General features: G+C 58.7%; 23 protein-coding genes. 9 read left to right on the top strand and 14 right to left on the bottom strand.

Annotation, left to right across the window (positions count from 1 at the left end):
* Positions 1-35 precede the first annotated feature (35 nt).
* Positions 36-656: a nitroreductase family protein gene (locus C7378_RS05080; protein ID WP_207901343.1), complete on the top strand. Its 621-nt coding sequence runs from the start codon at positions 36-38 to the stop codon at positions 654-656.
* 186 nt (positions 657-842) lie between these two features.
* On the top strand, positions 843-2273 hold the full coding sequence (locus C7378_RS05075; RefSeq protein ID WP_131992557.1) for a glutamine synthetase family protein: 1431 nt from the start codon (positions 843-845) through the stop codon (positions 2271-2273).
* 41 nt (positions 2274-2314) lie between these two features.
* Here C7378_RS05075 and C7378_RS05070 read toward each other — a convergent pair whose 3' ends face one another.
* Positions 2315-3193: a LysR family transcriptional regulator gene (locus C7378_RS05070; RefSeq protein WP_131992554.1), complete on the bottom strand. Its 879-nt coding sequence runs from the start codon at positions 3191-3193 to the stop codon at positions 2315-2317.
* 106 nt (positions 3194-3299) lie between these two features.
* On the opposite strand from C7378_RS05070, the gene C7378_RS05065 reads away from it, so the two are divergent.
* Positions 3300-4772 carry a catalase gene (locus C7378_RS05065; RefSeq protein ID WP_131992551.1) on the top strand — a complete coding sequence of 491 codons (1473 nt, stop codon included), beginning with the start codon at positions 3300-3302 and terminating at the stop codon, positions 4770-4772.
* A gap of 69 nt (positions 4773-4841) precedes the next feature.
* Here the strand turns inward: C7378_RS05065 and C7378_RS05060 are convergent, their stop codons facing one another.
* The 6 genes from C7378_RS05060 to C7378_RS05035 form a co-directional block, all read right to left on the bottom strand.
* Positions 4842-5819: an aldo/keto reductase gene (locus C7378_RS05060; RefSeq protein WP_131992548.1), complete on the bottom strand. Its 978-nt coding sequence runs from the start codon at positions 5817-5819 to the stop codon at positions 4842-4844.
* A gap of 36 nt (positions 5820-5855) precedes the next feature.
* Positions 5856-6902, bottom strand: coding sequence for an aminopeptidase (locus C7378_RS05055; RefSeq protein ID WP_131992545.1), 1047 nt, complete (start codon positions 6900-6902; stop codon positions 5856-5858).
* Positions 6903-6987: 85 nt separating this feature from the next.
* Positions 6988-7320: a thioredoxin gene (trxA, locus tag C7378_RS05050; RefSeq protein WP_131992542.1), complete on the bottom strand. Its 333-nt coding sequence runs from the start codon at positions 7318-7320 to the stop codon at positions 6988-6990.
* A 288-nt stretch (positions 7321-7608) separates the two neighbouring features.
* The gene (locus C7378_RS05045; RefSeq protein WP_131992540.1) at positions 7609-8187 is read right to left on the bottom strand and encodes a LemA family protein; all 579 of its coding nucleotides are present in this window, start codon (positions 8185-8187) and stop codon (positions 7609-7611) included.
* A gap of 33 nt (positions 8188-8220) precedes the next feature.
* Entirely contained in the window at positions 8221-9012 is a 792-nt protein-coding gene (locus C7378_RS05040) for a TPM domain-containing protein (protein ID WP_131992538.1), read from the bottom strand.
* A gap of 82 nt (positions 9013-9094) precedes the next feature.
* Positions 9095-9787, bottom strand: a complete 693-nt coding sequence (locus C7378_RS05035; protein WP_131992536.1) for a DUF4142 domain-containing protein — start codon at positions 9785-9787, stop codon at positions 9095-9097.
* 84 nt (positions 9788-9871) lie between these two features.
* On the opposite strand from C7378_RS05035, the gene C7378_RS05030 reads away from it, so the two are divergent.
* The 3 genes from C7378_RS05030 to C7378_RS05020 all read left to right on the top strand — a co-directional run bounded on the left by C7378_RS05030 (position 9872) and on the right by C7378_RS05020 (position 13138).
* Positions 9872-10555, top strand: a complete 684-nt coding sequence (locus tag C7378_RS05030) for an ABC transporter ATP-binding protein (RefSeq protein ID WP_243648074.1) — start codon at positions 9872-9874, stop codon at positions 10553-10555.
* A 145-nt stretch (positions 10556-10700) separates the two neighbouring features.
* A complete protein-coding gene (aroF, locus tag C7378_RS05025; RefSeq protein WP_131992532.1) occupies positions 10701-11762 on the top strand; it encodes a 3-deoxy-7-phosphoheptulonate synthase in 1062 nt (353 codons plus the stop codon).
* Between the two features lie 149 nt (positions 11763-11911).
* Positions 11912-13138 carry a YncE family protein gene (locus C7378_RS05020; protein ID WP_243648073.1) on the top strand — a complete coding sequence of 409 codons (1227 nt, stop codon included), beginning with the start codon at positions 11912-11914 and terminating at the stop codon, positions 13136-13138.
* 23 nt (positions 13139-13161) lie between these two features.
* Here the strand turns inward: C7378_RS05020 and C7378_RS05015 are convergent, their stop codons facing one another.
* Entirely contained in the window at positions 13162-13932 is a 771-nt protein-coding gene (locus C7378_RS05015; RefSeq protein WP_131992529.1) for a CAP domain-containing protein, read from the bottom strand.
* Positions 13933-14047: 115 nt separating this feature from the next.
* Between C7378_RS05015 and C7378_RS05010 the strand changes: the two genes are divergently transcribed.
* Positions 14048-14353, top strand: coding sequence for a putative quinol monooxygenase (locus C7378_RS05010; RefSeq protein ID WP_131992526.1), 306 nt, complete (start codon positions 14048-14050; stop codon positions 14351-14353).
* A 46-nt stretch (positions 14354-14399) separates the two neighbouring features.
* Here the strand turns inward: C7378_RS05010 and C7378_RS05005 are convergent, their stop codons facing one another.
* The 5 genes from C7378_RS05005 to C7378_RS04985 all read right to left on the bottom strand — a co-directional run bounded on the left by C7378_RS05005 (position 14400) and on the right by C7378_RS04985 (position 19885).
* On the bottom strand, positions 14400-14816 hold the full coding sequence (locus C7378_RS05005) for an RNA-binding protein (protein ID WP_131992523.1): 417 nt from the start codon (positions 14814-14816) through the stop codon (positions 14400-14402).
* Entirely contained in the window at positions 14813-15940 is a 1128-nt protein-coding gene (gene hpnH, locus C7378_RS05000) for an adenosyl-hopene transferase HpnH (RefSeq protein ID WP_131992520.1), read from the bottom strand. The genes C7378_RS05005 and hpnH overlap by 4 nt, the downstream gene beginning before the upstream one ends.
* 58 nt (positions 15941-15998) lie before the next feature.
* Positions 15999-18002 carry a squalene--hopene cyclase gene (gene shc / locus C7378_RS04995; protein WP_131992517.1) on the bottom strand — a complete coding sequence of 668 codons (2004 nt, stop codon included), beginning with the start codon at positions 18000-18002 and terminating at the stop codon, positions 15999-16001.
* A gap of 15 nt (positions 18003-18017) precedes the next feature.
* Positions 18018-19043: a 4-hydroxy-3-methylbut-2-enyl diphosphate reductase gene (locus C7378_RS04990; protein WP_424221153.1), complete on the bottom strand. Its 1026-nt coding sequence runs from the start codon at positions 19041-19043 to the stop codon at positions 18018-18020.
* A 104-nt stretch (positions 19044-19147) separates the two neighbouring features.
* Positions 19148-19885: an HAD family hydrolase gene (locus C7378_RS04985; protein WP_243648072.1), complete on the bottom strand. Its 738-nt coding sequence runs from the start codon at positions 19883-19885 to the stop codon at positions 19148-19150.
* Between the two features lie 164 nt (positions 19886-20049).
* Between C7378_RS04985 and C7378_RS04980 the strand changes: the two genes are divergently transcribed.
* Positions 20050-20955 (top strand): tyrosine recombinase, encoded by a 906-nt coding sequence (locus C7378_RS04980; RefSeq protein WP_131992508.1) that lies wholly within the window; start codon positions 20050-20052, stop codon positions 20953-20955.
* A complete protein-coding gene (locus C7378_RS04975; RefSeq protein ID WP_131992505.1) occupies positions 20952-21863 on the top strand; it encodes a tyrosine recombinase XerC in 912 nt (303 codons plus the stop codon). Before C7378_RS04980 ends, C7378_RS04975 begins: the two co-directional genes overlap by 4 nt.
* Positions 21864-21895: 32 nt before the next feature.
* On the opposite strand, the gene C7378_RS04970 is transcribed toward C7378_RS04975, so the two are convergent.
* On the bottom strand, positions 21896-22882 hold the full coding sequence (locus C7378_RS04970) for a glycosyltransferase family 2 protein (RefSeq protein ID WP_131992891.1): 987 nt from the start codon (positions 22880-22882) through the stop codon (positions 21896-21898).
* Between the last annotated feature and the right edge of the window lie 76 nt (positions 22883-22958).

The following is a 22958-nucleotide window of genomic DNA, read 5'->3' as shown; positions in this document are numbered from 1 at the left end:
CTATCAATTACCCGGTGCTCGACGAGCAGGAGAGATTGCAGCGCATAGTTCAGTTTGCACGCGTCATCGCCACTCGGCGCTCGGTTCGCGAATTCTCTGCTGAGCCGGTTCCTTTTGAACTCATCGATCAAGCCATCGCCATTGCCAATACTGCGCCCTCGGGCGCCAACAAGCAGCCGTGGCGTTTCGTCGTGGTCGAGAATGTTGAACTCAAGCGCCGTCTTCGTATCGCAGCCGAGAAGGAAGAGTGGGAGTTCTACCACAACAGGGCTACTCCCGAGTGGCTGGCTGATATTCTGCCGCTCGGCACCAGCTGGCAGAAGCCCTACATGGAGTCTGCACCCTATCTCATCATTGTCTTTCGTCAGGACTATGAACTGCGGCTTGGTCCCGACGGCACGCCGTGCCAGCACAGCAATTACCAAGTCAACGAATCGGTCGGCATCGCCGTAGGCTTTCTGCTCGCAGCGCTCCATGTGGCGGGTCTGGCAACGCTCGTTCACACGCCCAGCCCGATGGGCTTTCTCGTCAAAGAACTGGGGCGGCCTGCCAATGAACGTCCCTTTGCCATCATTCCTGTTGGCTATCCTGCGGAAAATGCACAGGCTCCTGACCTGGTAAAGAAGTCACTCGAGGATGTTCGGCTACGGCTTTGAGAATGGCTATCGTATCCGTGGCCGACAATAAGTTTTTTCTATTTACAGGATCACTTTTTTTGATATCTCGTCTTCTTTACAGTCACCGCGATAGGCTTAAAGTCAGGTAAATCAGCCATCCTCTGACACGCCCGCAAGCGGGCTGGCTACGGCTTAGATTCCCTACCCCAATCTTTGAGGAGATTCATGTCGAACGAACTTCGCAATTTCCTGTCGCTTTCCTACGGAGAGCTGGAAGAGTACAACCTGAAAGCCAAGGAACAGCGCACGAAGCGCGTCGCTCCCGACAAGATTCAGGAAGAACGTCTCAAGTACCTGACGGACGAAAAAGGCATCAAGGCCGTCACCGTCCTCTTCAGCGACCTTGAAGGCCGCCTGCACATGTTGGACTACGACAAGAAGTTCCTGATCAAGAGCTACGACAACCTCACCTTCGATGGCTCCTCGATTCGCGGCTTTACCGCGCAGCGCGAGAGCGATCTTCGCCTCGGCATCGACTGGAGCGCCTTCTACTGGGCGCCGTCCGATGTCTTCGGCACAGGCAAAGTGCTGGTCTTCGGAGAAGTCATCGACAAGCAGGGTACCCCTTACAGCGGCGATATGCGCGGCGTGCTCAAGGCCTATGCCAACGAGCTTTACGCAAAGGAGGGATACACCCTCAACGCAGCGAACGAGATTGAAGGCTTTCTCTTTGCAGGCATGGATGCAGAGCGCCGCTTCCCCGAGACAGGCCGCTTCGATTATGTAAATACTGGCGGCTACTACCACTCCCTGCCCGGCGACCCTCTGCGCAGCTTCATCGATACCGCCGCTGAAGTGCAGCGCGCAATGGGCTTTGAAAATGAGAAGGACCACCCAGAGGTTGCCCCTTCACAATTCGAGATCAACTACAGCTACGGCGAGGTCGTCGCTGCTGCAGATCAGATCCAGATCTACAAGCTCATCTGCCGCCAGGTCGCGACCCGCATGGGCATGACCGCATCGTTCCTGCCCAAGCCCGTTGTGGGCGTCAATGGCAGCGGCATGCACACCAACATCTCCATCACCAAGGGCGGCAAGAATCTTTTCTGGGATCCCGCCGGCGAAGAGAAGCTGGCTGCTTTCGGATGGGATTTCGTCGACCGTATCCTGACGCACGGCAACGACATCTGTCTGCTGCTCAACTCCAGCGTGAACGCCTACCGCCGTCTCGATCCGCACTTTGAAGCCCCGAACCAGATCAAGGCCTCGGCTGTCGATCGCGGCTCCATGGTCCGCATCCCCATCGGCAATGAGAAGTCTTCGCGGGTTGAGGTTCGCTCCGTCGCACCCGACGCAAATCCTTACCTCGTGCTCTACTCCCTCTTTAAGTCTGGCCTCGACGGCGAGACCGCAAAGATTGCCAATCTCCGTCAGGCAGAGCGCTATCTGCCCGACAACATCTATACCGCGCTTGAGAACTTCCGGAACTCCACCTGGACGACCAAGCTGCTTGGCGAGGACGTCAAGGCACGCTTCGGAGACCTCAAGCAGGCCTCAGCAGATCGCTGCCCGCGCCTGCTCGGGAGCTTCGTCAAGGCTCCGGAGGTTCAGTTCCATCACGAGGTTTATAACCAGTTCCTCTGGAACCAGTTCTAGCCTCATCTCAACACCAGACAGAAACCCCAGCCTGGCTTCTACTAGGCTGGGGTTTTTCTTTGCAGGTGCGTCAGAAACTCCCTCTGCACCCGGTTCAGGGTCCGCCCGCGCATCACTGCGCAGGCCACCGTTCGCGATGCCTTCTGATCCGCGATCTTCACAAACGTACATCCTGAGCTCTTCTCGACCGCCATCGCAGGCACCACTGAAACTCCTATCCCCGCCGCCACCATCCCCAGCAGACTGCTGAACTGACCGCTTTCAAATGCCACCTGCGGGTTCACCTTTGCCCGATGGCACGCCTCTACTGAGATTTCGTGGAAGCAATGACTGTCGCGCAGCAGCACAAAGGGCTCATGACGCAGATCACCCAGAGAGAGCGATGTGCGCTTCGCCAGTGAATGATCCTTCGGCAGTGCCGCATAGAGATGCTCCTTGTGTAAGGGAAAAACATCGAACTCCCGGTGCCGCAACGGCAGCGACATCACCGCCATATCGACGGTGAGCGAGCGCAGCGCCTCCACCAGCACAGGCGTAGTATCCTCCACAATCTTCAGCGTCGCATCGGGAAACTGCCGGGTAAACGCCGCTACCCGCGACGGCATGTAATACGGCGCAATCGTAGGAATGACCCCTACGGCGACGCTGCCACGTCCATCGCTGCGTCTGGTGTCCACCTCGTTGCGTGCCGCTTCCAGCTCCTGCAGCACCAGTCTTGCTCGCGGCAGAAATGTTTTGCCTGCATCGGTCAGTCTGATTTTGCGGCCCATCCGGTCAAAGAGGCGTGAGCCCAGTTCCTCCTCAAGCTTTGAAACCTGTTGCGAAAGGGACGGTTGCGCCACATGACACAACTCCGCCGCCCGGCTGAAGCTGCCTGATTCTGCGACAGCGCATACATACCGCAGCTGGTTCACTTCCATAGTCACCGCCTATCCCAAGTATACGAATTAGATATTGGCCCTATCTGCAGCTCCGGGTGTACTGTTCTCCTGTGTGGCGGGTAACTCCTGCTACCGGAGGATTTCTATGCCAGAAGAAACTCACAAGACGATGACCACCGACGCAGGTCGTCCGGTAGGGGACAATCAGAACTCACTCACCGTTGGTCCACGCGGCCCAATTGTGTACGAAGATTTCCTGCTGTTTGAAAAGATGGCCCACTTTAACCGTGAACGAATCCCGGAGCGTGTTGTCCACGCCAAGGGGTCGGGAGCCCATGGACATTTCGTCTGCAACAACCCAGAGATGGCAAAGTGGACGTCTGCCAAAATGTTTGAGAAGGTCGGCAAGTCCACTCCCATGTTCATCCGTTGCTCGACCGTGGGTGGTGAAAAGGGCTCCGCGGATACGGAGCGTGACCCGCGCGGCTTCGCCGTCAAGTTCTATACCGAAGAGGGCAACTGGGACATGACCGGCAACAACACCCCAGTCTTCTTCATCCGTGATCCGCTGAAGTTTGGTGACTTCATTCACACGCAGAAGCGCGACCCGCAGACCAACCTCAAATCTCCCACTATGATGTGGGACTTCTGGTCGCTTTCTCCCGAGTCGCTCCACCAGGTCACCATCCTCTTCAGCGACCGCGGCACTCCCGATGGTTATCGCCACATGAATGGCTACTCCAGCCACACCTTCTCGCTCATCAATGCCAAAAACGAACTCTTCTATGTAAAGTGGCACTTCAAGACCAAGCAGGGCATCAAGAATCTCCATGGCGATCAGGCGAGCGAGATGCGCGGCATCGATCCCGATTATGCGCAGCGCGATCTCTTCACTGCCATAGAAAAAGGTGACTTCCCCAAATGGCGCGTCTGCATCCAGATCATGCCTGAGCATGAAGCCGAAACCTACCACATCAACCCGTTCGACCTCACCAAGGTCTGGCCCCACAAGGACTATCCGCTGGTTGACGTAGGGGAGATGACTCTCGATCGGAACCCCGAGAACTACTTTGCCGAGGTCGAGCAAGCCGCATTCGAGCCCCGCAACGTACCGCCCGGCATGGGGTACTCACCGGACAAGATGTTGCAGGCACGCCTGATTTCTTATCCTGATGCGCATCGCTATCGCATCGGCGCCAACTACGACTCGCTGCCCATCAACAAGCCGCAGTGCCCCTTCGCCACCTACAACCGCGATGGTGCAATGCGCTTCGATGGCAACGGCGGCAGTTCGCCTAACTATGAGCCGAACAGTTTTGGCGGCCCGACTGAGAATCCTGCCTACAAGGAACGCCCGAAACAGGTCAGCGGCACGGTAGCTCGACACAACCACCGCGATGACAGCGACTACTACAGCCAGCCCGGCAACCTCTTCCGCCTGATGCCTGCAGATGAGAAGCAGCGGCTGATCGAGAACATCGTCGGCAGCCTCGGCCAGACGCCTCGCAACATTCAGGAGCGCCAGGTGGAGCACTTCTACAAAGCGGATCCTGCCTACGGAGAAGGCGTCGCCAAGGGCCTGGGGTTGAGCGTAGGAGAAGCAGTCGGAGCAAAGTAAAGCCAACCAGCACTAAAAAAGCCTGCGAGGAATTGCTCCTCGCAGGCTTTCCTTTTTCTCTTCTCAATCCTACTGATTCGCCTGCAGGAACTGGCCGATCCGGTTGAACTCCTCTTCGCTTAACCGGAAAGTTGCCGCGGGCATGATTCCGTCCACCTGATCCGGCCGCCGTGCGCCGACAATCGCCGCTGTGACAGCAGGATGATGGAGTGTCCACGCAATCGCAACAACTCCCGGCTGCACATCGTGCTCCTTGCCGATTTCCTTCAGCAACTCCACCAGCTTCAGATTGCGCGAAAGTTTCGGCTCCTTGAAATTAGGTGACCGCTTCCGCCAATCGTCTTCTGGCATCTGGGCAATTCGCTCTGCAGACATCTTGCCCGTCAACAGACCGGAAGCCATTGGTGAGTAGTTGATAACACCTATATTGTTTTCTTTGCAGAAGGGCAGAATCTCATTTTCGACTGCCGGGTTCACCAGCGAATACGGGGGCTGCAGAGAAGTGATCGGAGCAATTTTCTGCACGCGCTTCATCTGCTCTACATTGAAGTTCGATACGCCAATGTAGCGTACCTTCCCTGCCTCCTTAAGCTTCGCCAGCGCCTCCCATCCTTCTTCGATCTCACCTTCAGGGTTAGGCCAGTGAATCTGGTAGAGATCGATCGTATCGACATGCAGCCGCTTCAGTGAATTTTCGATCTCTTCCTGCACGGAGGAAGCCTTCAGTGAGCGATAGATCGTGCGATCCGAATGCCACCGCATCGAGCACTTCGTGAAGATGTAGGGCTTCTTGCCGGAGTTCTTCAGCGCCCGCGCAACCACTTCTTCCGAATGACCGAGGCCATAGATAGCCGCCGTATCGATCCAGTTGATGCCTTCCTCCAGCGCGCGTTCAATCGTCTTCACTGACTCGTCATCGTCCTGGCTGCCCCAGGCAAATTCCCAGTTGCCGCCGCCAATAGCCCAGGCGCCGTAGCCGATCGGCGTCAGATGAAGGTCAGAGTTGCCAAGCTGCTTGGTTTCAAAAGAAGTCGCAAAAGTATTCATTGTCACCATCTTTCCTGAGTGTTGCTGTTTGCTCGCTTAGGGCTCAATCAGAAACTGCCCATCGCGCATCACCTGTTCGTCTTCGACCCAGATATTGAAGCGCAGTCCAACCACATCGATATGTGTGCCCGAGGTCCACTGCGCCCCCGTGTGCTCTCCATACGGATTCCCAAACGCAATATGAATCCCTGGAAACTTCTCGTCCTGCAGAATATTGCCGATTACATGCTTCACGCCGATATTCGTACCGATCGCAAACTCACCTACCCGGTCCGAGTTTTCGTCTGTGTGCGTGTACTCCCAGAAGTCGTCGCGCAGCCTTTTGTTCTCTGACTCGCAGCTCACAATCCGATTGCCCGCTATCTTGATCGTCAGCGGGGTGGCATTCAGCAAGCCATACCGCGCGCAAAGATAGTCCCCGACCACACCATCCACAACAAAGGTGCCGTTCACCTCAAGCGGCGTCGTAAAAATCTCCCCGCCCGGCAGGTTTCCCCACTTTTCCGGCGAAATAATCCCCGAAGTCTTCAGCCATTTCAGCTCCGTGCTGAACTCCGCTCGAATATCGGTTCCGGCCTCCGTCGTAGCCTTTATGTACTTCGCCTTACGCACCTTCTCGATCAGCTTTTGCGACAACCTGTCCACCGCGTAAAAATCAGCGCGCATCCCTTCGCACATAATCTGCGGAGTGATATTGACCATGTGGGCATGGCGCATCCGCCTGCGGTTGACCACATCCGTCATCTGCATGCGCGAGCGCAGTTCATGCTGCTGCACCTGCACCGCAAAGATGCTCACATCTGAGGTGGACATATCTTCGAGCACGGCCGCCGGCATCTCCGTGAGCGGCCGAGTGGACAGATCCTCGAGCACAAACGAGTTCCAGCTGCAGCCATTCGCCGCCAGTTCGGCGGCCAGCGACGCAGCGATCTCGCGCGTCGCAGCATCGGTGATCAGCGTGACCTTTTCCGACGGCCGAATCCGCAGGCACGTCTCGATGGCTGTCTTTGCTCCCTGTTCATAGGCGGCAGGAAAAGCTGTTTGCAGCAGCAACTGGGATTGCGGCGTTAGGGTGTGAGTCATCGTTCCTGGTCAACTCTCCGTCCCGCTAAGACTACACAACAATGAAAAAGCCTGGCCGAAGCCAGGCCCTTCACTCAACAGAAACTTAGGCAATCACCTTCGAGAGGCTGCGCGTGATCGTCTCTTTGGGCACATAGCCAACAATCTGATCCGCTACCTTGCCGCCCTTGAAAATCAGCAGCGCGGGGATTCCCCGTATTCCGTAGCGCATAGGGGTCGCGGAGTTGCGATCCACATCCATCTTCATCACCTTCAGCTTGCCGGTGAACTCTGCCGCAACTTCATCGACAATCGGTCCCAGCGCCTTGCACGGCCCACACCAGGCAGCCCAGAAATCTACGAGAACGGGCTCGTTCGACTGCAGCACCTCCGATTCGAAGGTTGCATCATTCACTTCCAATACTGCCTGACCTGCCATGTTCCTCCTTCAGCTTAATCGCTTTTTTACCACCTCAATTTTATATGAGGGGTCACTATAGAAGATGCTGGATCACCAGGAAAGGTCGCAGTACCGTGCCCCGGAATAGCTGATTGCGAACCTAAAAAAGCGCCTGGACTACAAAGAGTCACAGGCGCTAGAGCAGCCCTCCCCCAGAACTGCCCACATGCTGAAAGTAGAGCCTTTATAGCATTTCTGTAAACAAAACTTAAGTAACACCACAGTAACATCCGTCCCAATTCCGGACTGTACCCAGGTAACTTTCGCTTAGAACTTCACCTGTGGAGCGTTTCGCGAGCCCGGACTGGCTTCAAAATAGGCATTATTCGGCTGGAAGCCTGCCATATTGGCCCAGATACTGTTGGGAAATTGCCGGATGAAGGTGTTGTAGTCACGGAGCGTCTCGTTGTAGCGGCGCCGCTCCACGGCGATCCGGTTTTCAGAGCCTTCAAGCTGGTCCTGCAGCGCCAGGAAGTTCTGGTTCGACTTCAGGTCAGGATAGTTTTCCGTCAGCATCAACAGGCGGCCCAGTGCCGAATCCAGCTGTCCGTTCGCCTGAATCTTGCTTTGCGGATCGCGGGCATTCAGCAGCCCGGCGCGCGCATTGGCAATGTCCCCAAAGACCGTCTCTTCGTGCTTGGCGTAGCCCTTCACCGTGGCAACCAGGTTTGGGATCAGGTCAGCGCGCCGCTGTAGAACTATGTCCACCTGAGACCATGACTCATGCACCGCCTCCTGCTTGGCGACCATCTGGTTTTTCGCGCTGATATAGCTGCCAAAGACCAGCAGTCCGGCAAGCGCGATGACCACTAGAAAACCGACCGCTACCCACAATCCCTTTTTCATAAATCTGCGTTCTCCTTCTTCGCCGTTGCCATACTACCAATCGCCGCCAGCTCCACCGCCGCCGGTCGAGCCGCCACCGAATCCGCCAAAGCCACCGCCACCACCATCACCGCCGCCACCACCCCATCCGCCGCGGCCACCACGACCCCCACCGCCGAGAAACATCCCCAGCAGGAAGCCCAGCAGGCCACCGCCCCCCGCTCTCATCAGGAAGATAATTACGAGGAAGGCGCCCAGCGCGAGAAAAATTATCTGTCCAAGGCTTAACTGCACCGCCTGGGGCGGAGCCCGTCTCTGCATGGACCGCAGCGATACATTCGCATCCGTCGCAATCGTCTGGGCGATCTGGTTCACCGCCAGACTCACCGCAGAGTCATAGTCGGCCTTCTGCAGATAGGGCACCATCTGCCGTCCGATCACGCCGACCTTGCTATCCGGCAGAATGCCCTCAAGTCCATAGCCGGTGGAAATAAACCGCTTTCGGTCTTTCACCGCAAGCAGCACAATCACGCCACGATCGCTGCCCTTGGGCCCGACCTTCCATGCATCTTCGAGCTGCACTGCATAGTCGCCAATCTCCTGCCCCGCGGTAGTCTCTACCGTCACCACGGCAATCTGCGCTTTCGCCTGGTGATCGACTTCAGCGCAGAGCTGATCCAGTTGCTGCGTGACCGCAGGCGAGAGCACATGAGCGAAGTCGCTCACGTAGTTTGTGGGGGAAGGCAGATCCTTGACCGCCTGCGCAAAGACTGCCACAGACAGAGAGGCCAAAACAACAAGCAGCACTCCTGCACGGAACAGCTGTTTCGGCGCGATGGTTTTCATACTCACTACAGCTATTCTAATGAAACGCAAAAATGGCGCCGGAAGTTCCCCGGCGCCCCTCCTTCAATCCAGCCCTTTCTCGCTACTCGCCCGACTTCATCTTCGCCTTTCCATCTTCCGGCAGGTTGTGTGCCTGAGCCAGCTGCTGAGCCAGTTGCAGGTGCTGCTGGATCATCTGAGCGCCCTGATTTGCAAACTGCTTCAGGGAAGGATTCTGCCCATTCTCCGCTTCGCTCTTGAACTCTTTCAGCGCCTCTTTGTGATCCTTGATCATAGCTTCGATATACATCTCGTCGAACTGCTGCCCCGACGATGTCTGCAGCTTCTTTACCAGTGACTTGTCCTTGCCATCCAGTTTGTCTGAGGGCTTGATGTGGAGTTGCTGTGCCGCTTGATTCAGAATGCTCGACATCTTGGTATGGTCCTGAACCATCTTGGCTGCATACTGTTTCACATCATCGCTCGACGCCTTCTGCTGTGCCAACTGTCCCAGTTGCAGCTGTGCCATGCCACCCTGTATCTCCTTTTTGACGAACATGTCATCCATCATCATTTGCGGACTATTCGGCGCGCCGGGCATCATTCCTGGCTGGGCGCCGGGTTGTTGAGCCCCCGGCTGCTGCCCTGCAGGTGCTTGCGGAGAGGACTGTTGCATGCCGCCACCTCCTCCTGCCATCTGGGCGGTTGCAGGGAGAGCGCAAAAGAGGACGGCTGCAGAGAGGGTGATTGCGCCCATTCTTATCCGTGTCGTAAGGTCATTCGTTTTGATCGTCATAGGGGAGTTCCTCGTCTCTTGAATTGAGGTTGAGCCTCGCGGACTTAATTGCCTACACTGTGTCCTGTGGGTCAATCGCCGCCATTGTTTCCTCTAATTGAGTGCTTAGATCTTGGCCGGGAGTTGCCTCCGCCGTCGGAGCGATTTCTTTTATCCAACATCAACTTCCGGGTCGAACGCGGCGAAGTCCTTGGCATTGTTGGACCTAGCGGCGCAGGCAAGAGCTCCCTCCTGCGCCTCATCAATCGCCTCGATGAGCCGACCTCAGGCAAGGTCCTCCTCGACGGTGCCGACACCCGCACCATCCTCCCCCGGGAGCTTCGCCGCCGCATTGGCATGGTCATGCAGCGCGCCTATCTCTTCCCCGGCACTGTCGGAGAAAACATCGCCTTCGGCCCTCGGCAGCATGGCGAGAGTGTTTCCCAGGACCAGATCGAAGCAGCACTGGCTCAGGTGGGGCTAGCCGGCTACGCCAGTCGCTCCCCGGCCACCCTCTCCGGCGGAGAAGGACAGCGTGTGGCGATCACTCGCGCCCTCATGAACCAACCCGAGGTTCTTCTGCTCGACGAGCCAACCTCTGCCCTCGATGAAGACGCCAAGCGCGGCATCGAAGACCTGCTCGCCTCCCTGATTCGCGAGCGGGGGCTCACCTGCCTCTGGGTCACTCACGACCTTGCGCAGGCCCGCGCCCACGCCGACAATCTGCTCGTCATCAAGGCCGGCGAAGTCGTGGCCCACGGCAAACCGGAGAGCGTCCTCGATCTATGACCGAAACCACGCGCCTCGTCTCAGATAGTCCCTTTTGCGACTATCGCGCCCCCACGTTTGGAAGCAAAGTCCATGGAACTTTGGCGGCGGGTTTGTGCTCGTTCGCGATACACTTAAGGCTCATAAGGAAAGGTGTGCACACCACATGCTAGTCGTCATGAAGGCGCAGGCGACGCCCGAAGAAATTCAGGTTGTCTGCGAACACATTGAGCAGTTAGGTTTCCGTCCTCACCCCATGCCCGGCGCGCAGCGCACTGCCATCGGCATCACCGGCAACCAGGGACAGATTGATCAGGGCAATATCGAGGAACTCTCCGGCGTCGCCGAGGTGATTCGCGTTTCCAAGCCCTACAAACTCGTCAGCCGCGACGTGAAAGACGAAGACACCATCATCCGCTTCCCGGGCACGAATGCCTCGATCGGTGGACGCGACCTGGCAGTCATCGCTGGCCCCTGTTCCATCGAGACGCGGGAGCAGGCTTTCGCGGTCGCCGAGCAGGTTGCTGCAGCCGGTGCACAGTTCTTCCGCGGTGGCGCCTACAAGCCCCGCACCTCGCCTTATGCGTTCCAGGGCCTTGGCGAAGAAGCGCTCAAAATCATGGCTGAGATTCGCGACAAGTACGGCCTGCGCATCGTCACGGAGGCCATCGATACTGAAGCCCTCGAACTCGTCAACGACTACGCAGACATCATCCAGATCGGCGCCCGCAACATGCAGAACTATTCCCTTCTGCGCGCAGCCGGCAAAAAGCGCAAGCCCGTTCTGTTGAAGCGCGGCATGGCCGCGACCCTTGAGGAGTTCCTCATGGCCGCCGAGTACATCATGAGCGAAGGCAACTACGAGGTCATCCTCTGCGAACGCGGCGTGCGCACCTTCGCAGAACATACCCGCTTCACCCTCGACCTCAGCGTCGTTCCCGCTGTCCAGCGTCTCAGCCATCTGCCCATCGTGGTCGATCCCAGCCACGGCACCGGCAAGCGCAACAAGGTCATCGCGCTCAGCCGTGCAGCTGTCGCCGTTGGAGCGGACGGGCTCATCGTCGAAGTCCACCACCAGCCGGACAAGGCGCTCTCCGATGGCGCCCAGTCCATCTACCCCGAGCAGTTCACGCAGCTCATGGATGAGGCCGGTCAGATCGCTCAGGTCCTGCACCGGAACCTGCCTCGCAGCATCGAGGTCTCCGAGCACGCCAGCGCGACTCGCTAGCTTCTGCTTCTTGGCTCGGGAGATGGGCGGCACTGCGCTATTCAGTGCCGCCCATCTCCGCCAGGGTCTTGTTATCATCCAGAGCGAATCGGGTTGAGAAACCAGAGATTCCCACCCCACGGCTGCCATGCCGACCGGAGCGAAGCGAAGTGGAGGAACATGCAGTTTCCAATTCTTCCATCCAAACACCAGCGCCGCGGTACACCCGCGTAAGCGCCTGTTTTTCCCTGCTGCTCGTAGCGCTTCTCCCGCTGGCTGCCTGTCGCAAGAGCAGCTTTCCACGCTATCCAGCCAACTATCGCGAATATGCCTACGTGACCATCGGCGGCAACAACACAGTTGCCGTCCTCGATCTCGTCAACCTGCGGCCTGACCGGGTGCTCAACGTAGGAGCGGACCCCACCGGCATCACTGCGAATCCTCGCCGGAATGAAGTCTACGCCGTCAACAGCCGCAGCGGCACAATTAGCGTGATCGATACAGTTGTCAATAAAGTTGCGGCCACCATCCCAGTCCATCGCCAGCCCTATTTCATCGATGTAAGCGCTGACGGAACACGCGCCTTCGTAGCCAATGCAGGCTCGAACAATGTCTCGGTGATCGACCTGAACCGCCGCCGTGAAATCGCCGCCATCGGAGTCGGCGAGGGTCCTGGGCTCGCCCGCATCTCGCGCGATGCAACCAGCCTGGTCGTCACTAACCGTGTAAGCGGCAGCATCACCATCATCGACGCCGCTACGCTGAAGGTTCGCAGCGTCTTTTCCGGCTGTCCCGGAGCCACGGATGCGGTCATCCTGCCGGATTCCTCCAAGGCATTCATCGCCTGCTCCGGCGGCCATCAGGTCATGGTGATCGCCCTCGCGCGCGCAGCCACTCCTGCTACCGCAGGCCAGCCCGATCGTGAACTGGCCCTGCTCGATGTCGGCCACACCCCAGTCCAGCTCGCGCTCAAGCCGGATGGCGGCGAAATCTTCGTCTCCAACTTCAACAGCGATACCATCTCGGAGATCGCCACAGACACGAACGAGGTCGGCGGCGCCTATCTCATCGGCGCTCACCCCGCCTTCGGCATCGTCAGCGCCGACAACTCAACCCTCTGGGTCAGCAACTTCAACGCCGACACAGTGGAGGTTTACTCCATCGACGACGGCAAGCGCATCAACTCCGTCCACGTCGGCGACGGCCCCGACGCACTCGCATTTTCAAGCGCCGGAAACCTTCTGCTCTCGGTTAACACCCGCTCCGGTGATCTGGCCGTCGTGCGCACCATGAGCTATACGCTCTCCGGGCAGACGCAGCCGGGGGCACTCTTCACCATGCTGCCGGCGGGCAAAAATCCGCATGCGATCGCCGTCAAGTCCTTCCGTCTGCGCTAGCTGTTACTCAACTGCGACTGTCGTCAGTAGAGCAGCACCGCAACCCGATAGGTGGTGAACCCCTGGTTAGGCCGGCTCGTGCTGGAGCATGCGCCTACCGCTGCTGTCTTCAACTTCCCATTGCCCAGCTGCTGAATCAGTTGCGGCGGCAGCGCATTGATGTTGGAGCTCTCCCATCGCATGATGGAAAGCGGGTGCGAGGGCCCTGCGCTCCCGCTTTCCATCGCGCAGTCCTTACGAGCCTCCGCGGTAGGCCCTGACGGCTCGATGCCGCGCTCCCGCAGCAGTCCTCCGACTCGCTGTTCCACCTCGGACGGACTCAGAGACGCCACGGCGCTCGAAAAATCCTCAACAGCGTACAGCTGTCCGTCCCGCGCGGCGATCGCAACTCCCAGATGATTCATCTGCGGATCGAGAATATTGGTCCGATGCGGCGTCGAATGCATCCACTCCTGCTCAATCGCCGCCGGGGTCGGCCCCTCCGCCACGTTCTCGGCAACTGCGCTGAAGTGGGCTCCTGCCTGCCCCGCTCGCACGACAAGCGCAGGCTCGCCCGGATATTGGTGAGAAAGCTGTCCATACTGCACCATGATCTGAACATGCTTGCGGGCAGCCTCCGCGAGCGAGCTATCCCAGGCAAGCGGGGTAAGCCCCTGCGCCGCTCGATCGCGATTCGTCAGATCGAGAATCTGCTTTTCCTGCGGCGGAGGAGAGATCTGCGCCAGCGCCGCCACGTTTACCAACAAAGCCGTGATACCCAGAACTGCAATGGTAAGTACTCGTCTTGCATTCATACCTTAGCCTTGGACACGCAAATGAAGTCCTTTGTTGCTCTGACAAAAAATGGGGATCCTGCTCGCGAAACCTCCTTCACCAGAAGGCATCACAACTTATGGAGGAAATAGGCAAATGGATAAATACGCACTGTGGGCACAGATGGAAGCCAAGCCCGGCAAGGAAAAAGAGGTGGAAGAGTTTCTAAAGTCTGCACAGCCGCTGGCTGTCAAAGAGGAGGGCACCACGACATGGTACGCCGTCAAAATGGGGAACAATCGCTACGGGATCTTCGATACTTTCGCTGACGAGAAATCCCGGGACGCACACATCCATGGTGAAATCGCCAAGGCACTCTTCGCCAGGGCCGAAGATCTTTTCGTCAAAGCACCGGAGATCGACCGGCCCGAAATCCTCGCCGCGAAGGCTCCCGGCGCTTAGTACTACGCCCACCCGCAGGTGGATAACCTGCGGGTGAACCTGATGTTTAGTCGAGCGCTTCCGGATGGATAGCTATATTTTTCTCTCCGGCGGCCTTCTTTTCCTTGTACTTCTTCACCCAGGCCTCGAAGGTCTTGCCTGCGGCCGTGTCCCGCCCCGTAAACGCCAGCGCCGCAATGTCGGAGTAAGGAATCGTGAGCTTGGTCCGTTCATTGGCAGGAATGACCCTCACCGCTGAATCAGCCAGCGTAGACCCGCTCCTCCTGTCGAAGACGTAGCCGTTGATGCTGCGTCCGTCCTTCAGCGTCAGCGTCACGTCCCCACGATAGTCGAACGCCTGCTCGAACGCGGCCCGGATCTCTTCTTCCGTAGCCAGGGACGGAATGGAGCCTTCGAGTTGCTCCCGTTCCCGCCCTGCCGCTACTTCCTGATCGTCCGGATTTACAGCAACCGACCCGCTCATACCGTTGTCTCCTCGGTCTCACGAACGTGGGTCGTCGCCGTATGAATCTGCACCAGAGGCGCGTGTGGCTTGGCCGGCTCGTTCAGCAGATCGAGCGCGCCCTTATCTGGATAGACGCTTGAAAAGGTCGCCTTCGCCGTCTCCCAGAGACCTTTCAGCGAACCAAACGTATAGTTGACGCCCGACGCCTCATACCCTGAATGCACCATGCAGTTGGCGCACTTCGGATTTCCTGATTCCGTACCGTAATTCGCCCACTCCGTCGCCTCCATCAGCTCCTTAAAGGTATCGGCATAGCCGTCCTGGAGCAGATAGCAGGGCTTCTGCCATCCAAAGATCGAGTAGGTCGGCATGCCCCACGGCGTGCAACGAAAATCGCGCTTCCCCATCAGAAACTCAAGGTAGAGAGGATTCGCGTTGAACCGCCAGCCCTTCTTGCGGTTCGACAGAATCGAGCGGAAAAGCCGCCGTGAACGTGCCCGTCCCAGGAAATGCTTCTGGTCGGGAGCCTTTTCATAGGTGTAGCCGGGCGCCACCATCATGCTTTCCACGCCCACTTCCATCATTTCGTCAAAGAACGCCCGGACCGAATTAGGATCAGCCCCGTCGAAGAGCGTCGTGTTGGTGGTCACCCGGAAGCCCTTGGCCAGCGCCGCACGAATGCCTTCAACCGCTATGTCGTAGCCACCCTCGCGGCACACGGAGAAGTCGTGATGCTCACGCTGACCGTCCACGTGGACGGAGAAAGAGAAGTATTTACTCGGCTTGAATAGGTGAAGTTTTTCTTTAAGAAGCAGCGCGTTGGTGCACATATAGACATACTTCTTGCGCGCCACTAATCCTTCGATAATCTCGCCGATGCGCGGATGCAGCAGCGGCTCGCCTCCAGGAATGGCAACCATGGGCGTGCCCGCTTCCTCCACGGCCCGGAAGCATTCTTCCGGCGATAGTTCCTGCTTCAGGATGTGCGCCGGATACTGAATCTTGCCGCAGCCTGCGCATGCAAGATTGCAGCGGTAGAGCGGCTCCAGCATCGTCACCAGCGGATACCGCTTGCGGCCCTTCATCTTCTGCCCAAGGACGTAGGTTGCTACTGTCCATGCCTGGGAAATGGGTACGGCCATTGTCCTCCTTCGCGGGCTCGGCTCAAGCCCTGTAACTCAATTGGATGATCCAGCCGGTCTAATTGGTGCGATCCATGGCGCGACGATAGTTCGTGAGCGCCAGCAGTGGAAAGTAGTCCCGGTAAAGATGATAGGCGAGATAGAAGACCCGCGGGAACCCGGTTCCGGTGTAGATTGCCTGACGGGTAATCCCCTCGCCAACGCTCTCATCCCACGAACCATCCGCCCGCTGGTGCGTCAGCAGCCAGCGAATCCCCTTGGCTACAGAGTCGCTCCGCGTGTCGCCTGCGGCCAGCAGCCCGAGAATCCCCCACGCAGTCTGCGAAGGAGTGCTTGGCCCGATGCCCCGCGTCGTCGGATCATCGTAGCTGCCGCAGCTCTCGCCCCAGCCTCCATCCGCGTTCTGCACGGAGCGGATCCACTCGGCTGCCTGCTGGATCTGCGGCTCATGGTTCCAGACACCCATCGCCTCCAGCCCGCGCAGCACGAGGAACGTTCCATAGAGATAGTTCACTCCCCAGCGGCCAAACCAGCTTCCGTCCGGCTCCTGTTCGCTATAGATGAACTTGATAGCCTTCTCGACCCGCTTATCCTTGCTGGTGTAGCCATAGATCGCCAGCGTCTCCAGCACGCGGCCGGTAATATCTACCGTCGGCGGATCGAGCATGGCATTGTGATCGGCAAACGGGATGTACTGGAAAATCATCTTCGTATTGTCTTTGTCGAAGCTGGCCCAGCCACCGTTCTTGCACTGCATCGAGAAGATCCAGTCGATCGCCCTCTTCGTGACGTCGTATTGATACCGCTCGCGGGGATTGTCTACCTTATTCAAGGCAAGCAGAACCTGCGCAGAATCATCGACATCCGGATAGAACTCATTGTTAAACTCGAAGTACCAGCCACCCGGCTGCATCTTCGGATTCTTGACCGACCAGTCACCCTTGTGACGAACTTCCTTGGCCAGCATCCAGTCCGCCCCCTTGAGCATGCGCGGATCAGTACGCGATACGCCAGCTTCACCCAGCGCATAAATCGCCTGCGCAGTATCCCAGACCGGTGACATGCAAGGCTGCATCCGGAACGTCGGCACCGGATAATCGGGCGTGCCTTCCGGCTCGTCTATACCCAGTTTTTCGAACTCGTCCAGCGCACGGATGACCTGCGGATCGTCGATTGAGTATCCCAGGCAGCGCAACGCGATAATTGCATTCAACATGGCCGGATAGATAGCGCCGAGCCCGTCGGACATCTCGAAGCGCTCGAGCATCCACTTCTCCGCCTTCTTGAGCGCGATTTTGCGGAGCGGGCGTATGTGAACACGTTCTGCCCAGTGCACGATACGATCGAGCACCAGGAAGAAATTGCGCCAGCTTATCTTCTTGTCCTTGTTCCAGCGCAGGTGCAGCTTGGCATTCTCGCGACCACCAACGAAGAGCTCATCGATTCCCTGCTCATGCGGAATCTTCTTGAAGGGCTTCTTCGCATACGCAATCGAAAGCGGCACCAGAATGGCGCGCGACCAGGAGGAAATCTCGTAGATATTGAAATAAAACCACTTCGGCGCCAGCACAATCTCAGGAGGAATCGCTGGAACCGCATCATACTCGTACTGCCCTAGGCAGCAGAGATAGATTTTAGTGAAAGTATTACATTCAACTACGCCGCCATTTGCAAGAATCCACTTGCGCGCCTTGGCCAGCACTGGATGATCGGCTGACATCCCCATCAGCTTGCCCGCAAAGTAGCACTTCACCGCAAGGCTGATATTGGAGGGGCCGCCTGGATAGAGCGACCAGCCGCCGTCTTCATTCTGATAGCGCAGGATCTCGTTCATCGCGCGCTGCATCTTGCTCGGGTCGCCGGTGCCAAGCACGACATGAACAAAGATGTAGTCGGCCTCGAGCATAGCATCTGCTTCGAGTTCGCCGCACCAGAACCCTTCCGGGCTCTGCATGGAAAATACGTGGTCCCGGGCCCTGGCCGCAGCTGCGTCAACCTCTTCAAGGCCGGCGTCGATCCGTCCATACTTCGGCCTGCTGGGCTCTGCTTGAAATGTACTCATGCGTGAGTGAAAACCTTAAACTGCAGCCGGGCTCGCAGCCGGAGCTGAGGAAATGGCCTGTACGATCTCAGGTGGCAATCCGAAGCGAACATTCTCCGGCATCACCTCTACTTCTTCGACGCTCGTAAATCCCTTTTGATGCAGGTATTTCACAACATCCTCCACCAGCACCTCAGGGGCAGAGGCGCCTGCCGTAACCGCAACGGTGGAAACGCCTTCGAGCCACGCCGGGTTGATGGCAGCCGAGTTATCGATCAGATAGCTGCGGGTGCTCAGATTCTGTGAGACCTCAACCAGCCGGTTCGAGTTCGAACTATTGGTAGACCCCACCACCAGCACCAGGTCCGCGCTGTGGGCGACATTCTTCACCGCGATCTGGCGGTTTTCCGTCGCATAGCAGATGTCCTGCGAATGCGGCCCGACGATCTTTGGAAACTTGATCTTGAGAGCCTGGATGATATCCCGCGCCTCATCGAGCGAGAGCGTCGTCTGGGTCAGGTAGGCGACCCGCTCCGGATCGGGAACCTCGAGTGACTGCACCTCTTCGGCCGTCGAAACGACCTGCGTCACATCGGGAGCCTCTCCCAGCGTACCTTCAATCTCGTCGTGATCGCGATGCCCGATCAGCACCAGCGAATACCCCTGCTTGGCAAACTTGACCGCCTCGACGTGAACCTTGGTCACCAACGGACAGGTAGCGTCGATCACCTTGAGCTTGCGATCCTTGCTGTGCTGCCGCACTGCCGGCGATACGCCGTGCGCGGAATAAATCACACGCTGCCCCTCTGGCACCTGGTCGATATCCTCGACAAAGATCGCACCCTTCTCGGCCAGCTCGTTCACCACGAAGCTGTTGTGCACAATCTCCTTGCGGACATAGATCGGAGCGCCAAAGGTATCGAGCGCAATCTTCACGATGTCGATGGCGCGAACCACACCGGCACAGAAGCCTCGCGGCTTCAGCAGCAGCACTCGTTTATCGGTTGCGGATTGGCCCGTTTCAGGACCGGCATGGAGGGTGTCGATAGTGGTCGCAGTCACATCTACTAGTATACAGCGCGACAGCTCCACAGGCACGCTTCTTCGCCGCGGGAGCCACTGGCAGACGCCCTTCCACATTCAGCTCTGACTCGCGTGCCGCAGCCCTACTGCTTGGGGTCCTGCAGCACTGACTCGGGATAGAAAACCGTCCAGCCGCGACTCGCCGCCAGCGCTTCCAGCGCAGGCGTCGGATTCACCGGGAAGGCATGCCGGGCAATCTCCAGCATGGCCGCATCGTGGATCGAGTTGCCGAAGACCGCATCCGGATGTGGCACTCCTGCCCTCACCAGCGCCTTGGCCTTAGCCTCATCTGTCGGCACATCAAGCAGTTCGCTCGTAGCAACCCCGTCCTTTACCAGCGCACGCGCCGCTAGCACCCGGGACGCAGGAATGTTGAAGCGCTTCACACCCTCTTCCACCACCCAGTTGTTCGTCGAGCTCACAGCCCAAATCTCCACTCCATCCGCATTCAGCCGCTCCAGCAGCCGGCGAATCTCCGGGAAGATATTCATCTCAATATGGCCGCGAAAATACTCCGCGGCAGCATGGCGCATCTCGTCCTCGCGCAGCCCGTCATAGATCTGCACCATCTCGGCGCACATCTCCGCCTCCGAGACTTCTCCCGCGCGGTAGAGACGATACTGCGAGTCGATCCAGTCGCTTGCGTTGCGCGAAACCAGCCCCGCCTCCATCGACCAGACCATGAAGCCATATCCGGCGTCGCCGCTCCACATCGTGCCGTCGCAGTCAAAGACCGCAATCTTCGGCTTCGTCGCCAGCACTGCCTTCTCGAACTCCGCGGCGCCGTAACGGCCCGCTGCCACTGTCTGCGTAGTTACCACTTGTATTGCTCCTGACAATTGAAGCCCTGCAACTCCGGCCTCATACTCCATTCTCAATGATGCGGCGCTACTTTGCACCCCGTCCAATGTAAAGTACTGATGAAGTTGGTTCCCCGGTGCAGTTCCTGCGCGACCGGGCAGCAGGCTACCGGATAATAATAACCATGGAAGCCACCGCGCTGCTTGAGGAGTACGCTGCCTATCTCCGCATCGAGAAAGGCCTCCGGCCTCTCACCTGCGAAGCCTACAAGCGCGACCTGCTGCAATACGCCGAGTTCCTCGAGGGCCGCGCGACCCTGCCAGCCGCCACCCGTCAGGATGTATCTGATTTTCTCGCGCACCTCGCCACTCATGCCGTAGAGGCCCGCTCCCAGGCGCGCAAGCTCTCCTGCCTGCGCGGCTTCTATCGCTGGCTATTGCTCGACAAGCGCATCCATCACGATCCCACGCTCAACCTGGACTCGCCCGCCACCTGGAAAGTGCTGCCCAAATCGCTCGCCGAGAGCGAAGTCGGCGCCATGCTCCAGCGTGCCGCGCACGCCGCCGACCATCCGCAGGCCGATGCCATCGCGCTACGCGACCGCGCCATTCTCGAACTGCTCTACGCCAGTGGCCTGCGCGTCTCTGAGCTCACCGCCCTCCGCGTCGCCGATCTCGCGCTCGACGCAGGCCGCGCCCTCGTCCGCGGCAAAGGGGACAAGGAGAGATTCGTTCCTCTCGGTGCGCCTGCCGTCCAGGCCATCAGCGCCTATCTTTCGCGCGGACGAAGCCTGCTGGCCAGACAGAGCACTGCGACCGAGCTTTTCCTCTCCTCGCGCGGGCACGCGCTCAGCCGCGAGTGGGTCTGGCGGCTCGTCAAGCAGAGCGACAGCCACGCCAGCCCTCATAAGCTTCGCCACAGCTGCGCCACCCACATGGTGGAACACGGAGCCGACCTCCGCTCCGTCCAGACCATCCTTGGCCACGCGGATATCGCCACCACGCAGGTATACACTCATCTCGCGCTCGGCCGGCTCAAGGCAGTCCACCGCCAGCACCACCCGCGCGCCACGCAGAAGCAGCAGCCATGACGCAGGCTCCCGGCGAACTCGCTGCCGAGTATCTCACCTCGCTCGCGCACGAGCGCAACGCCTCACCGCACACCCTGCGCGCCTACGAGCGCGAGCTCACCGCTTTCGCATCTTCGCTGAAACAGACCAGCATCCGCGACGTAGAGCATCAGCATGTCCGCGCCTATCTGGCCACGCTTTACGCGCGCGGCTTGTCCAAAGCATCGGTAGCGCGCTCGCTCGCAGCCATCCGCTCCTGGTTCCGCTGGCTGGCGCGTCACGGCCATGTCGAGCAGTCTCCAGCCGCACTGGTCGCAACGCCCAAACTTCCTAAGCATCTCCCTCGCGTACCCACCCTGGAGGAGATGAATCGCAGCGTCGACCGCGCCGCGGAAGCGGAAACAGCCGCATGGCCCGAACGCGATTGCGTCATTTTTGAACTGCTTTACGGCTGCGGCATCCGCAACGCGGAACTCGTCGGTCTTGATCTCGCAGATATTCAGTGGGCGAACGAAGCCATCCTCATTCGTGGAAAGGGCCGGAAGGAACGGCTGGTGCCTTTAGGTGACGCCGCGGCCGCGGCCATTCGCAGCTACCTGCCCGTCCGCGCCGCCAGGCTTGCCGCCGCAAAAAAGGAGAGTCCCGCCCTGCTGCTGAGCATGAAACTGCGCGGCGATGGCCGCCTCACCACCCGTAGCGTCGGGCGCATCGTCAAACAGATCGCCATCGCCAGCGGGCTGTCCAGCGATGTGCATCCGCACACCCTGCGGCACGCCTTCGGCACCCACATGCTTGAGGAGGGCGCTGACCTTCGCGCCATTCAGGAGATGCTCGGCCACGAGCGGCTTTCGACTACCCAGCGTTACACGCAGCTCACCAGCAGCCATATTGAAGCGGTCTACGATCGCACCCATCCGCGCGCCAAATAGCTAGTCGGAGTGTACGTGGATCAATCCTCTGATCAGTCTTCGTGCAGGATGCTCGCCTCGCCCGGTGCGCGCATCCGCACCAGACGATCCACTGCGTAAGGAGCCCGGTGGGTCGCGGTGTGATAGTGCCGCACCTGCAGCTCTCCCAGCAGCCCGATCGCCAGCATCTGGATGCCCGCCAGGATCAGCACTCCGGCAATCACAAACAGGGGCCCATGCTCATCCATCACATGCTGATGGGTAAAGATCTTCAACGCAGCCAGCAGCAAGGAAACAGCTCCGCCCAGCAGCATGCTCAGCGCGCCCATGCCACCGAAGAAGTGCATCGGGCGGGTCATGTACTTGAGCAGAAAGCGAATCGTCATCAGGTCAAAGAAGACGCGGAACGTACGGCTGATGCCATAGTGCGACTTGCCTTTTTCCCTGTGTACATTCTTGATCGGAATCTCGCAGATGCTTGCCCCGTACCACGAAGCCAGCGCCGGGATAAAGCGATGCATCTCGCCGTAGAGCGGGATGTTGTGAATCACCTCGCGGCGATAGGCCTTATAGGTCGTGCCAAAATCATGGATGTCGACGCCTGAAAGTTTCGCCATCAGCCAGTTCGCGCAACGCGAAGGGATGCGTCGCATCACGAAGTTATCGATGCGCTCCTTGCGCCAGCCGCTCACAACGTCGTAGCCCTCTTCGAGCTTTTCAAGGAACAGCGGAATCTCGTCGGGATCATGCTGCAGGTCGCCATCCATCGCCAGGATGAAATCCCCCTGCGCGTGATCGAAGCCGGCGGCCAGCGCCGACGTCTGCCCGAAGTTACGGCGCAGCTTCACCACCAGCACGCGGCTGTCTACTGCTGCAATCTCCTCCAGCAGCTTGTAGGTGCGGTCGCGCGAACCGTCGTCCACAAAAACCAGTTCGAAGCTGTCGCCTACGCCTTCCATTACAGCCTTCAGGCGGTCATAGAGTGCGGTGACGCTATCTTCTTCATTGTGAAAGGGAACGACGATTGAGTATTTCGACATAGATAAAGTATAGACGCGCCAGACGCCCAGCGGCTTCACCTCTCTGTTTTCCACTCTGATGCGGGTCCCACCGCCA

The organism is Acidipila rosea, assembly GCF_004339725.1.
GTDB classification, from domain to species: domain Bacteria; phylum Acidobacteriota; class Terriglobia; order Terriglobales; family Acidobacteriaceae; genus Acidipila; species Acidipila rosea.
This window is presented reverse-complemented; position numbering and strand designations above follow the sequence as displayed.